This is a genomic window from Skermania piniformis (assembly GCF_019285775.1).
Classification (GTDB): Bacteria; Actinomycetota; Actinomycetes; order Mycobacteriales; family Mycobacteriaceae; genus Skermania; species Skermania pinensis.
The window spans coordinates 3,604,606-3,617,677 of the sequence record NZ_CP079105.1; the positions used below are offsets into that span (position 1 = coordinate 3,604,606).

Below are 13,072 nucleotides of genomic sequence, written 5' to 3' on the forward strand. Positions count from 1 at the left end.
CCTGCATCACCTCGACCCCTCGTTTACTACGGTTCGTAGTAGATACTACTACGAACCGTAGTGGTTGCAGGTCGGGCCGGCTCGCCGGTCAGGCGACCGATTCCGGCGGCACCTCGTTGCGCGAGCGACCCACCTCGACGACCGCGCGATCCACCAACGCGGCAAACTCGGCACCGTCGGCGACCACCGGCAGGGTGAGCCCGTCCAAGGTGTGCACCCGGGCCGCCAAGCGCACGCTGGAGACCAGCCACAGCCCGTCCGCAGTGATCAGATCGGCCGGGAACAACGGCGCATAGGCACAGTCGTAGCCGGACATGCCGGCGACCTCGAACAAGGCCCGCTGCGTGGTTCCGGACAAGATGCCGAACTTCGGCGGCGGGGTGACCATCCGCTTGCCCTTCACCATCACCACGGTTGCCGTCGGCCCCTCGAGTACCCGACCCTCGCTGCTGATGAAGATCACGTCGTCGGCGCCGCATCGCTCGGCGAACCGCTGTGCCGCCATGTTCGTCGCGTAGGACAACGTCTTGGCCCCGAGCAACTGCCAGGGCGCGGATTGGCCCAGCTCGATCGAGTGCCCGCGGGTCAACGTCATCGCCGAGATGCCGTCCCGACGAGCGGCGACCACCCGGTCGGTGACCGGGCCCACCAGCACATAGCCGGTCTGCGGACCGCCCGACTCCCGACCACGGCTGAGCACCAGCCGCATCATCCCTTCCTGCTCGGCACCCCACTCGGCCGCGGCGCGCTCGACCGCCGATCGCCAGACACCGAGATCCGGACCGGGCAATTCGATCGCCTCGGCGGAAAACTTGAGCCGACCCAGATGCAATTCGATGGCGCAGGCCCGCCCGGCCCGCACCAACACCGTTTCGAACACGCCGTCGCCGCGGAGCGCAGCAAGATCATCGGCATAGAGGAACGGGCGTTCCGCATCGTGCACCTTGCCGTCCAACGTCACAAGAACCCGATCTAGCATGCTGCGAGCGTAAGCGACCGGGGTCGATATCCAGCGCAGGTAACTGCATGTCAGCACACACACTTGCACCTCGCATTACCTGCCTGTCCCAGCCCCCGACACCGATCCACCCCCGAAAAACGGGTCCGGTGCGGCTATTTTCCGGCATTACCGCCGCCCGGTCGACGTGCCGCCCATCGGGTCGCCGGCCCACGGTTCGCTCGACCGGCGGAATCGGTTCGCCGACCCGGCCGGCTGGCCACATCGACGATCGCAACATAAGATTCTTTATGTCATGCCGGATCGCCGAAGGAGAACCCGTGCGTCAAACCGTGACTCGTGCAGACTATTTCGAAGCGGCCTTGCGGATCCTCGCCACGGACGGCCACCGCGCGCTCAAGATGTCCGCGCTCTGCAAGATGCTGGGCGTCACGACCGGATCGTTCTACAACTACTTCGGCAACTGGGCCGAGTTCACCCCACAATTGCTCGACTATTGGGAGAAAGAGCAGACGGTTCGGATCGACGAGCTGTCGAACCGAGCCGCAACACCGAGTGCCCGAATCTCGGTCCTGAAAGAACTCGCCAGCCAGCTGCCGCACGAGTCCGAGACCGCCATTCGGGCCTGGAGCAATGCCGACCCCCTCGTCGCCACCTTTCAGAAGCGGGTCGACCAGGAACGGCTCGCCGCATTGCGCGGGGCGATCGCCGACATCGTGCCCGACCCCGCGATGACGGACCTGCTGGCCGTGATGGGCGTCGGGCTGCTCGTCGGCGTGCAGTCGATCCGGTCCCCGGTCGACCGGGGCGAGCTGCATCGCGTTCTCGACGAGTACGAGCGAGCGTTGCTCCGGCACGCCGCACTGATCGACTGACCGCTCCGACAAGGTTTGACGCCCCCGAAGATCGGCGGCAAACCTCTGGCGGAGGAACATAATATAAGTTATCTTTTAATAGCGGAAAGGAGTTCTCATGTACCTCACCCAGGCGCTGCATCGATGGGCAGCCACCACCCCCGACCGACCCGCGACCAGCTACGGCGGCCGCTCCCGGACCTATGCCGAGGTCCGGGACCGGGTCGCCCGATCGGCCGCCGGACTGCGGGCCACCGGCGTCGCCGCCGGCGATCGGGTCGGCATCCTCGCCCTGAATTCCGATCGCTACGTCGAAGCGATTCATGCCGTCCCGTGGGCGGATGCCGTGCTGAACCCGGTCAACATCCGCTGGAGCCCGGCCGAGATCGCCTACTCGCTGGCCGACTCCGGCACCCGCACGTTGATCGTCGACGACCTGTTCGCCCCGGCGGTACCGGCGATCCAGGCGCTCTACCCGGACCTGACCACGGTGATCCATGCCGGGGACGGACCCACCCCCGAGTTCGCCGTCGCCTACGAGGCGTTGATCGCCGACACCGACCCGATCGACGACGCCCGGCGCTCGGGCGATCAGCTGGCCGGAATCTTCTACACCGGCGGTACCACCGGCTCGCCGAAGGGCGTGATGCTCTCGCACGCCAACCTGATCAGCGCTGCGCTGGCCGGCCTGGCCTCCCGTAGCTTCTTCGGCCACGGGCAGACGCCGCGCTCGCTGCACGTCGCACCGATGTTCCACCTCGCCGATTTCGGCTTCCTGCTGATGACCACGATCGCCGGCGGCACCAACGTCGCTTTTCCCGGTTTCGATCCGGCCAAGGTGCTCGCCACGATCGACGAGCAGCAGATCACCGACACACTGCTGGTCCCGACCATGATCCAGATGCTGGTAAGTAGTCCCGCGATCCAGGACGCGCAGCTGGACAGCCTGCGCACCGTCGTCTACGGCGGATCGCCGATCTCGCCGGCCCTGCTGGATCGCGCCCGCACCCGGCTCCCCGGCGTCGATTTCGTCCAGGCCTACGGGATGACCGAGCTCGCCGCGCTGGCCACGATCCTGCCTGCGGCTGCGCACGACGACCCGGCCCACCGGGAATCGGCCGGCCGAGCCGGGCCGGTCACCGAGCTGCGGATCGTCGACCCGAGCGGTCGCCGGCAACCGGCCGGCACGGTCGGCGAGATCCTGGTCCGCGGCCCGCAGGTGATGCAGGGCTACTGGGAGCAGCCGGAACAGACCGCCGCAACCCTGCAGGACGGCTGGCTGCACACCGGGGACGCCGGCTATCTCGACGCCGACGGATACCTGCACATCGTCGACCGGATCAAGGACATGATCATCACGGGCGGGGAGAACGTCTACTCCAGCGAAGTGGAGAACGCACTCGCCCGACATCCCGCCGTCGCGGCGGTCGCCGTGATCGGTCTGCCCGACGAGCGGTGGGGCGAACGCGTGCACGCGGTCGTGGTGCCCGCGCCGAACACCGAGGTCGACATCGACGCTCTCCTGACCCACACCCGTGAGCTGATCGCCGGCTACAAGGTGCCGCGCTCGGTGAGCTGCACCGACGCGCTGCCCATCTCGGGCGCCGGAAAGGTGCTCAAGCGCGCGCTCCGGGAAGCCCAGCTCGAAACGATCGCGGAATAGGACCTGTGATGACCGACCACCCGACCACCGCAACCGCCACCCGGGCCACCGAGGCGATCCCGGACACCGTGCGCCGGCTCCGCGCCACCTACGCCACCGGGCGAACGCGATCCGCCCGGTGGCGCCAGGATCAGCTATCCGCACTGGAGCGGATGCTGCGCGAGCGCGAGGCGGACTTCGCCGCCGCGCTGGCCACCGATCTCGGCCGGCCGGCCACCGACGCCTGGTTGGCCGACCTGGCCCCGGTCGCCGCCGAAGCCCGCCACGCGCGAAAGCACCTGGACGGCTGGATGCGGCGTAAGCGGGTGCGGGTACCGCTGTCGGCGATGCCGGCCACCGCGTGGTATCAGCCCGAACCGCTCGGCGTCGTCCTGATCATCGGCCCCTGGAACTACCCGGTGTTCCTGGCCCTCGCGCCGCTGGTCGGCGCGCTGGCCGCCGGCAACTGCGCAGTCGTGAAACCGTCCGAACAGACGCCGACGGTGTCGGCCGTTCTGGCCGACCTGGTGCCCCGGTATCTCGACCCGGACGCGGTCGCGGTGGTCGAAGGCGCTGCGGCGGAGACCCAGGACCTGCTGGCCCAGGGCCTGGACCACGCGTTCTTCACCGGCGGACCGGAGATCGGCAAGGCCGTGATGATCGGGGCGGCCGCGCAGCTGACCCCGGTGACGCTCGAGCTCGGCGGCAAGAGCCCGGTACTGGTGACCGCGAACGCCGACGTCACGACCGCCGCCCGCCGGGTCGCCTGGACGAAGACGCTCAACTCGGGCCAGACCTGTGTCGCGCCGGACTACGTCCTCGTCGACCGCACGGTCGCGGACGAGTTCTGCGCCGAGCTGAATCGAGCGCTGGATACGTTTCTCGCCGACCGCCCGAGCCTGCTCCCGCTGGTGCACAGCCGGCACGCCCGGCGGATCGCCGGCCTGATCGACGGATCGGGCGGCCGGATCGTCCGCGGCGGCGCGGTGGACATCGACAACCGATCGGCCGAGCTCACCGTGGTGCTCGATCCCGACCTGGACTCCGCACTGATGCGCGAGGAGATCTTCGGCCCGGTCCTGCCGGTGCTCGTCGTCGATTCGCTCGACGACGCGATCGACCACGTCGGCCGCGGACCCAAACCGCTGGCGGTGTACCTGTTCTCCGACCGGCGCGACGAGCAGGAGCAGGTGCTGACCCGGCTTGCCAACGGCGGCACGGTGATCAACCACCTGATGTTCCAGGTACTGGTGACCGATCTACCGTTCGGCGGCGTCGGCAACTCCGGCATGGGTACGTACCACGGCAAGTGGGGATTCGACACGTTCAGCCACCGCAAGTCCGTGGTACGCAAACCGAGCCGGCCCGACCCGGACATCCTGTACCCGCCCTACACCACGATCAAGAAGTGGCTGCTCCGCCGGGTCTTCTGAACCGACCGGAGCCGCTCGACTACCGCAGGTCAGGCCCCGGTGCTGCCGGGGCTGCCCGCGTCACCCCCACTGGTGGTGTAGGACTGGCTGCCGGTACCGGCCAGCTTTCCCCCTTCGACGATCAGATAGACGTCGGGGATCGGCCGGTCCTCGAGGAAATCCTCCAGAATCTCCCGGGTGCCCGCCGCGTACCGCGCCTGCGCGGACAGGGACGTACCGGAGATGTGCGGCGTCATCGCGTTGTGCGGCATGGTCCGCCACGGATGATCCGGTGCCGGCGGCTGCGGGTACCACACATCGCCGGCATAACCCGCCAGCTGCCCCGAATCCAGCGCGGCGACCACCGCGTCGCGCACCATGATCTCGGCTCGTGCCGTATTCACGATGTAGGAACCGGGCCGCATCGTGTCGATCAAGGTCGCATCGAACAGGTGCTGCGTCTCGTTGGTCAGCGGCGCATGGATGGTAAGTACATCGACCTGGCGGGCGAGCGACGGCGCATCGGGCACCCAGGTCAGTCCGAGTTCGGTCTCCTGCTCCGGGCTCAGCCGCCGCTTGTCGGTGTAGTACAGGTTGACGTCGAAGGGGCGCAGGCGTCGCGCTACCGCCTGGCCGATCCGGCCGGCCGCGTAGATGCCGACGTCCATTCCCTCCAGGTCGTAGGACCAGGAGACGCTGTCGGCGATGTTCCAGCCGCGCTTGGCCGTCACCCACTCGTGCGCCGGAACGAAGTTCCGTACCAGGTCGAGAATCAGCATCACCGTGTGTTCGGCAACGCTGATCGAGTTGCTGTACGTCACCTCGGCGACGGTGATGCCGTGGGCGATCGCCGCGTTGAGGTCCACGTGGTCGGACCCGATTCCGGCGGTGATCGCCAACTTCAGCTTCTTGGCCTTCTCGATCCGTTCCGCGTCCAGATAGGCCGGCCAGAACGGCTGCGAGATAACGACGTCCGCGTCCGGGAGTTCGCGCTCGAACTCGGAGTCCGGCCCGTCCTTGTCGCTGGTGACCACCAGCTGATCGCCGCGGCCGTCGAGCCATTTCCGCAGGCCGAGCGCACCGGAAACACTGCCCAACAGCTCACCCGGGGTGAAATCGACGGCGTCGGGCTGCGGTACCTGCTGCCCGTCGGGGTAATGAGTGATGACCGGAATACTCTTGCGCGCGTAGCGCGGTGGATAACCGTCCACCGGATCCGGATACAGGACCACCAGAATCTTCGCCATCGATTCCGACCTCTCTACCGAGTTCCCCGCCGACCGAGCGGACCGACTCCACGGTAACCGTCGGCCACGATCGGCCAGTGCACATCGGCCCGAGCCACATCGGCCCCGGTTACCCGCTCACCCGGTGCAGGGCAGCCGCTTGATCGCATGCATGAAGTGCCCGGCGACGTACTCCGGCTCGCCGAACTGCAACTCCGGTGCGCGGGTGAGCAATTCCCGGAACAACGCCTTCATCTGCATCCGAGCCACGTGGCTGCCGAGGCAGAAATGCACCCCGCCGCCACCGAACGCCACGTGCGGATTGGGATTACGGGTGATGTCGAACCGCCACGGGTCGACGAACACCTGCTCGTCCCGGTTCGCCGAGGAGTAGAACATCACCACCTTGTCGCCCGCCGCGATCTGCTGGCCGCCCAGGACCACATCCTCCTTCGCGGTGCGCCGGAAGGTCATCACCGGGGTGCCCCAGCGGAGGAACTCCTCGACCGCGGGCCCGATCAGCCGGTCGAAGTCGTCGATCAGCGCCTGCTTCTGCTCCGGGTGGTCGAACAATGCCTTGGCACCGTGGCTCGTGGTGTTGCGGGTGGTGTCGTTTCCGGCCACCGCGAGCAGACAGAAGTACGACTTCAATTCCTCGTCGGTGAGCCGCTGCCCATCCACCTCCGCGTTCACCAGCGCGGACATCAGGTCCTCGCCCGGCTCCGCCCGCCGCGCCGTGATCAGCCGCTCGCCGATCTGGTGCAGCGACGTCATGCCCTCGAAGACGCACATGAACGGATTGCGGTCGCCGATGTACTCCGGGTCGTTGTACCCGACCATGTCGTCGACGGCCCGGACCAATTGCTCCCGATCCTCCGCCGGCACGCCCAGCATCTCCGAGATCGTCCACAACGGCAGCCGCATCGAGACCTGTTCGACGAAATCCCGCGGACCTTCGGCGAGGAAGTCGTCCACGATCGCGGTCGCCTGCGCATTGATCTGCTGTTCGATCTGCCGAACCTGCCGGGGGCTGAACGCCTTCGACAGGATGCGCCGGGTGATCCCGTGCTCCGGCTCGTCCATGGTGAGGATCGACTGCGACGCCCGCAACAGCTCCGCCGGTGCGTTCTCGAACATGACGCCGCCCAGTTCGGGCGCCGACGAGAAGATCGCGTTCTGCTTGCTCACCGCAACGACGTCCGCGTGCCGGACGACGGCCCAGTAGCCCGGGTCGTCGTCGACGGGCATCAACGAGCCGTACGCGGGCGGCTGCCAGGACACCGGCCGGTCCTGCCGCAGCGTGGCGAACGACTCGTCACGCTCGCGTGCAGTCTTCGACCAGAACGCCTCGCTGGACAGTTCGATCGGATCGTAGGTGCGCTGCACTGCTGCGGTGGTCATCGGATTACTCCTGACGTCGGGTTCATAACCTGATTTACCTTATCCCACGGAGCGGCACCGCAGAAGGGCTTGCGATCAGAAATAACATAAATTATGTTAGGTACAGTCGAACGATGTCAGGAGGCATCCGATGCACAGCCCGAGCGCCCCTACGGCCACCTCGACCGGCGACCACACCCTGGTGCTGGAGCGGAAGAAGACCATCGCGGACGGAGTAGTCGAGCTGCTGCTGTACTCCGCTGCCCCGCTCCCGGTCTGGGCGCCCGGAGCGCACATCGACCTGGTTTTCGCCGACGACCTGATCCGGCAGTACTCGCTGTGTGGCGATCCCGCCGACCGCCACCACTACCGCCTCGGCATCCTGCGCGAGCCGGCCGGCCGCGGTGGGAGCGCCTTCGCGCACGACTGGCTCGACGAGGGCGCCGCCGTCGTCGTCCGCGGACCGCGCAATCACTTCCCGCTGGTCACCGCACCCGGCTACCGATTCGTCGCCGGCGGAATCGGCATCACGCCGATCCTGCCGATGATCCGGGCAGCAGAGGCCGCGGGTGCCGACTGGCAGCTGCTCTACGGCGGCCGCCGACACGAGTCCATGGCGTTCCTGGACGAGCTGGAAAGCTACGGCACGCGAGTCCGGTTCCAGCCGGAAGACACCGCGGGCCGGCTCGATCTCGACGCCCTCCTCGCCACCCCGCTGCCGGACACCGTGATCTACAGCTGCGGACCCGAAGCCCTGCTCCAAGCGGTGGAGCAGCGATGCAGTAGCTGGCCGGCCGGGAGCCTCCATCTCGAGCGCTTCGCCGCGGTCGAGCAGGATCACAGCGCCGACACCGCGTTCGAGGTGGTCTTCGAGCAGTCGGGGGTCACGGCAACCGTGCCGGCGGGGGTCTCGATCCTCGACGTCGCCGCCGAGCACGGCGTCTTCGCCCTCCGCTCGTGCAGCGAAGGAGTCTGCGGCACCTGCGAAACCGTGCTGCTCGACGGCGAGCCCGACCATCGCGACGCCGTGCTCAGCGCCGAGGACCGCGCCGACAACTGCTTCATTCCCTGCGTATCGCGCTGCCGCTCGGCCCGACTCGTCCTCGATCTCTGACCACCGACACCACCAGGAGTTGTCACCGTGACCACCGAACGACCGATCCCGATCGACCGGCTGAGCCCGATCGACGCCGCGTTTCTGCACGTCGAAGACCGGTCCAACCGGATGCAGCTGGCCGGCATGTTGATCTTCGATGCCGATCCGCCCGGCTTCGCCGAGTTCCGCGAGGCCATCGTCCGCAGCCTGCCGCTACTCCCGCACTTTCGGCAGTGGGTGCGGCCCGGCACGCTCGCGCTGCGGCGGCCGAGCTGGGTCGACGACGCCGATTTCGACGTCGACTACCACCTGCATCACGTCGCGTTGCCGGCCCCGGGCGGACCCGCCGAGATCGCCGGCATGATCGACGACCTGACCGCGCAGCCGCTGGATCTGCAACGGTCCCCGTGGGAGCTGACCCTGGTCGAGGGCCTGGCCGGCGGTGGCTTCGCCCTCGCGCTCAAGGTGCATCACTGCATGGTCGACGGGCTGTCGATCATGGACATCTTTGCCGTGCTGTGCTCACCCGATCCGCACTATCGACATCCCGAACCGGCACCGTGGACGCCGACGCCGGCTCCGGCGCTGTGGAAACGCCGCGCCGCGCGTCCGCGTCGGTCCGCGGCCGGCACCCCGCTCGACGCGCTGCGCCGACTCCCCCGCGCGGCCCGACTGGCCGGCCGCGCACCGGTGACCCGGTTCAATTCCGGACCGTCGAGCGCGGTCCGGCGTACCGAGTACCTGACGGTGCCGCTCTCGGTGATCCACGACATCCGCCGCGCGCACGGCACCACCGTGAACAACGCCGTGCTGGCCACGGTCACCGGCGCACTGCAGCGATACCTGTCGCGGCACGACGAACTCGTCGACGAGTTGTACGCCTTCGTACCGGTCAACCGCCGGGCCGATGCGGAGCGGGGCACCCACGGCAACCGGATCGCGATGACGTATCCGGCGCTCCCGGTCGGTGAGCTGGAGCCGAATCGGCGGGTCGAGGCGGTCCTGGCCGCGGTCGACGCGGCCGCCCGGAGCCGACAGGCCGAGGACACCGCTGCCCTGGCCGACCTGACCCGATATACCCCTCAACCGGTCGCCGCGGCGATCAACCGGGCGATGCAGCTGCGCAGCCGGATCTTCAATCTGACCGTCACCAACGTGCCCGGGCCACCGATTCCGGTGTACTTCCTGGGCCGGCAACTGAGCTTGATCCTCGGCGCCACCCCGTTGACCCGAAAACACGCACTCACCGTCGCCGTACTCAGTTACAAAGGCAACATGACCTTCTCGGTGACCACCGACCCGCGGCGGGTTCCCGATCTCGACGACCTGATGACCGACTTCCGATCCGAGCTGGACCTGCTGCACGCCCTCGCCGGCGGTCCGGTCGCCGACCCATCGACCGTCCCCACCACCCGGAGCACGCCATGACCAGCACGAACACCTCACCGAGCGGCCTTCGCGTCGCCATCACCGGCGCCGGCCGCGGCATCGGACTCGCCACCGCCCGAGCATTCCACCGACAGGGTGCGACCGTGATCATCGGCGACCTCGATCTCGACGTCGCCACCGAGGCCGCCGCCTCGATCGGGCCCGACGTGGTCGCCGTCGCGCTGGACGTCGCCGACCACGCCTCGTTCGCCGCGTTCCTGGCGGCCGCGACCGCGGACGGGCCGCTCGACGTGCTGGTCAACAATGCCGGCATCATGCCGATCGGGCATTTCCTCGACCTGTCCCCCGAGACCCACCGCAAGGCGGTGGAGGTCAACGTCGTCGGCTGCCTCAACGGCATGCACCTGGCGCTGCCCGACATGCTCGCCCGCGGCCGGGGCCACATCGTGAACGTCGCCTCGACCGCCGGCAAGACTCCGGTGCCCGGGGGGCTCAGCTACTGCGGTACCAAGGCCGCGGTGATCGCGCTGACCGAGACAGCCCGGGTCGAGTATGCCGGTTCCGGCGTCGAATTCACCTGCGTGATGCCACATTTCACCAACACCGAGCTGATCGCCGGCACCACCTCGACCCGGTTGATGCCGGTCGTCGAGCCCGACGACGTCGCCGCCGCGATCGTCGACGCCGTCCGCGATCCACAGCCGGACGTGTTCGTCCCCAAGCTGATCGGGCCGATGCTCGGCACCATGCCGTTGCTCGGGCGCACGCTGCGCGACTTCCTCAGCCGCAAGCTCGGTGCCTACGACTCGTTCCTCGACATCGACCAGTCGGCTCGCGCCGGGTACAACCGCCGGATCGACGGCGATCCGAGCTGAATCGGCGGCGCCTATGCTGGACAGGTGCGCGTTTCCGCCCCGCCCAGCCCGCTGCTCGCCACCGCCGGGGCGGTTCCGGGCCCGGACGACACCCCGGATTCGACCGTGGCCTGGCACTACGGCGATCCGCTGGGGGAGCAACGAACGGCCGAACACGACGTCGGGCTGGTCGATCGATCGCATCGATCGGTCCTGACGATCACCGGCGCCGAACGGCTGACCTGGCTGCACACCCTGATCAGTCAGCACGTCGCCGATCTGGCCGACGGGCAGTCGGCGGAGAGCCTGCTGCTCGACGCGAACGGCCGGGTCGAGCAGCATTTCGTCCTCACCGAACTGGCCGGCACCAGCTGGCTCGACACCGAGGCCGAGACCGGGCCGGCCCTGCTGGACTACCTGCGCAAGATGGTCTTCTGGGCCGACGCCCAGCCCGCGGCGGCCGACTACGCCGTACTGACCCTGCTCGGCCCGCGGGCGGCGACCGTGCTCGCGGCCGTCGGGCTCGACCCGCTGCCGGCGGCGAGCTACGCAGCAGTCTCGCTTGCCGACGGATTCGTCCGCCGGATGCCGTGGCCCACCGCACACGCCTACGATCTGATCGTTCCGCGGGCCCGGCTCGCCGAATGGTGGCAGCGACTGATCGCCGCCGGCGCGCGGCCGGTCGGCAGCTGGGCATTCGCCGCCTTGCGGGTGACGGCGCTGCGGCCGCGGCTGGGCAGTGACACCGACGACCGAACGATCCCACACGAGGTCGGCTGGATCGGCGCCGCCGCACAGGGGGGCGCGGTGCATCTGGACAAGGGGTGCTATCGCGGCCAGGAAACGGTCGCCCGCGTGCATAACCTCGGCAAACCGCCGCGCCGGCTGGTGCTCCTGCATCTCGACGGATCGGCCGACGAACGGCCCGAGCCGGGCACGCCGGTCGTCGCCGGGGGGCGGGCGGTCGGCCGCCTCGGCACGGTGGTCGATCATTACGAACTGGGCCCGATTGCGCTGGCCCTGGTGAAGCGCTCGATCGACCCGACAACGGCGCTCACCGCCGGCCCGGCCGCGGTCGCGATCGACCCGGATTCGGTATCGGCCGAAGAACTACCCCAAGCCGGCCGGGCTGCGGTCGATCGGTTGCGCGGCACCGGTCGATGAGCACCGAACTCGTCGAGGTGCGTCGTTCCGGTTTCCGGGAAGGGGTACATCGCGGATCGTTGATCGTGCTGTCGCCGGACGGCCGGGCCGAGGTAACGCTCGGCGTCGTGGACGAACCGATCTTCCCCCGCTCGACCAACAAGCCGATGCAGGCAACCGCGCTGCTTCGGGCGGGTTTCGAGCCCGTCGACCGAACCGAACTCGCGATCGCCACCGCCTCGCACTACGGCGAGCCCGAACATCTCCGACTGGTGCGCCGGCTGCTGGACCGGTTCGACCTGTCCACCGATCACCTCCGCTGCCCACCGGAGCTACCCACCGACGAGCCAGCCCGGGCCCGGGCCGTACAGCACGGCGGCCCGAGCCGGATCGCGATGAACTGCTCGGGCAAGCATGCCGCGATGCTGGCAACCTGCCGGGTGAACGGCTGGCCGATCGACAGCTATCTCGATCCGGCGCACCCGGCGCAGTGCGCGGTGCTCGCCACCGTCAGCGCACTCACCGACGAACCCGAGCCGGCCACGCTGGGCACGGACGGCTGCGGCGCGCCGATCGTGCCCGTTTCGCTGCGCGGCCTGGCCCGGGCCTTCGGTCGGTTCGCCATCGCCGCCGCCGGCACCCCCGAACGGCGTGTCGCGGATGCGATTCGCGGCGCGCCGTATGTGATCTCCGGCACCGGCGCCGCCGATCTGCAACTCGTGACGGCGGTGCCCGGACTGGTCACCAAGGCCGGCGCGGACGGAGTGCACGCCGGTGCGCTGCCGGACGGGACCGCATTTGCCTTCAAGATCGACGACGGCGGGGAGCGGGCGCGGCTGCCCCTGGCTGCGGCGATCCTGCGGCGAATGGGCGCCGACGTACCGATCGAGCTGCTGACTTCGCCGGTGCTCGGCGGTGGTGAACCGGTCGGTATGGTCCGGGTATTGCCAGGCCGGCTATAAGCCGACAACACGCCACGCGGACAACTCGGCACGCCGTCGTACCCCGCTCGTGGGAGCGCGACAGTGATTCGCACGCTAGAGTAGGCAGCAGGAAAATACTCAGTCGAACGGGGCCGCCGAATCCCCTGGCCGCCCCGCAAAACGTGCGAGGGGGTT

At 68.7% G+C, this 13,072-nt stretch carries 11 protein-coding genes; 8 read left to right on the forward strand and 3 right to left on the reverse strand.

Annotation, left to right across the window (positions count from 1 at the left end):
* Positions 1-88: 88 nt before the first annotated feature.
* The gene (locus KV203_RS16790) at positions 89-979 is read right to left on the reverse strand and encodes an aminodeoxychorismate lyase (RefSeq protein ID WP_066474041.1); all 891 of its coding nucleotides are present in this window, start codon (positions 977-979) and stop codon (positions 89-91) included.
* 299 nt (positions 980-1,278) lie between these two features.
* Between KV203_RS16790 and KV203_RS16795 the strand changes: the two genes are divergently transcribed.
* The 3 genes from KV203_RS16795 (at position 1,279) to KV203_RS16805 (ending at position 4,887) form a co-directional block, all read left to right on the forward strand.
* Positions 1,279-1,833, forward strand: a complete 555-nt coding sequence (locus KV203_RS16795; protein WP_083530302.1) for a TetR/AcrR family transcriptional regulator — start codon at positions 1,279-1,281, stop codon at positions 1,831-1,833.
* Between the two features lie 97 nt (positions 1,834-1,930).
* The gene (locus KV203_RS16800; RefSeq protein ID WP_066474046.1) at positions 1,931-3,475 is read left to right on the forward strand and encodes a long-chain-fatty-acid--CoA ligase; all 1,545 of its coding nucleotides are present in this window, start codon (positions 1,931-1,933) and stop codon (positions 3,473-3,475) included.
* Between the two features lie 8 nt (positions 3,476-3,483).
* Entirely contained in the window at positions 3,484-4,887 is a 1,404-nt protein-coding gene (locus KV203_RS16805) for an aldehyde dehydrogenase family protein (protein ID WP_066474047.1), read from the forward strand.
* A gap of 29 nt (positions 4,888-4,916) precedes the next feature.
* On the opposite strand, the gene KV203_RS16810 is transcribed toward KV203_RS16805, so the two are convergent.
* On the reverse strand, positions 4,917-6,113 hold the full coding sequence (locus tag KV203_RS16810) for an NAD-dependent formate dehydrogenase (protein ID WP_066474050.1): 1,197 nt from the start codon (positions 6,111-6,113) through the stop codon (positions 4,917-4,919).
* 117 nt (positions 6,114-6,230) lie between these two features.
* Complete coding sequence (locus KV203_RS16815; RefSeq protein WP_066474052.1) at positions 6,231-7,493, reverse strand: cytochrome P450; 1,263 nt, start codon at positions 7,491-7,493, stop codon at positions 6,231-6,233.
* A gap of 130 nt (positions 7,494-7,623) precedes the next feature.
* On the opposite strand from KV203_RS16815, the gene KV203_RS16820 reads away from it, so the two are divergent.
* The 5 genes from KV203_RS16820 to KV203_RS16840 are packed head-to-tail and all read left to right on the forward strand — an operon-like array spanning position 7,624 to position 12,916.
* Positions 7,624-8,586, forward strand: a complete 963-nt coding sequence (locus KV203_RS16820; protein WP_066474055.1) for a PDR/VanB family oxidoreductase — start codon at positions 7,624-7,626, stop codon at positions 8,584-8,586.
* Positions 8,587-8,613: 27 nt separating this feature from the next.
* Positions 8,614-9,996, forward strand: a complete 1,383-nt coding sequence (locus tag KV203_RS16825) for a wax ester/triacylglycerol synthase family O-acyltransferase (protein ID WP_066474058.1) — start codon at positions 8,614-8,616, stop codon at positions 9,994-9,996.
* Complete coding sequence (locus tag KV203_RS16830; RefSeq protein WP_066474065.1) at positions 9,993-10,832, forward strand: SDR family oxidoreductase; 840 nt, start codon at positions 9,993-9,995, stop codon at positions 10,830-10,832. Before KV203_RS16825 ends, KV203_RS16830 begins: the two co-directional genes overlap by 4 nt.
* A gap of 24 nt (positions 10,833-10,856) precedes the next feature.
* Positions 10,857-11,975 (forward strand): CAF17-like 4Fe-4S cluster assembly/insertion protein YgfZ, encoded by a 1,119-nt coding sequence (gene ygfZ, locus KV203_RS16835; RefSeq protein WP_066474067.1) that lies wholly within the window; start codon positions 10,857-10,859, stop codon positions 11,973-11,975.
* The gene (locus tag KV203_RS16840) at positions 11,972-12,916 is read left to right on the forward strand and encodes an asparaginase (RefSeq protein ID WP_066474073.1); all 945 of its coding nucleotides are present in this window, start codon (positions 11,972-11,974) and stop codon (positions 12,914-12,916) included. Before ygfZ ends, KV203_RS16840 begins: the two co-directional genes overlap by 4 nt.
* Positions 12,917-13,072 lie beyond the last annotated feature (156 nt).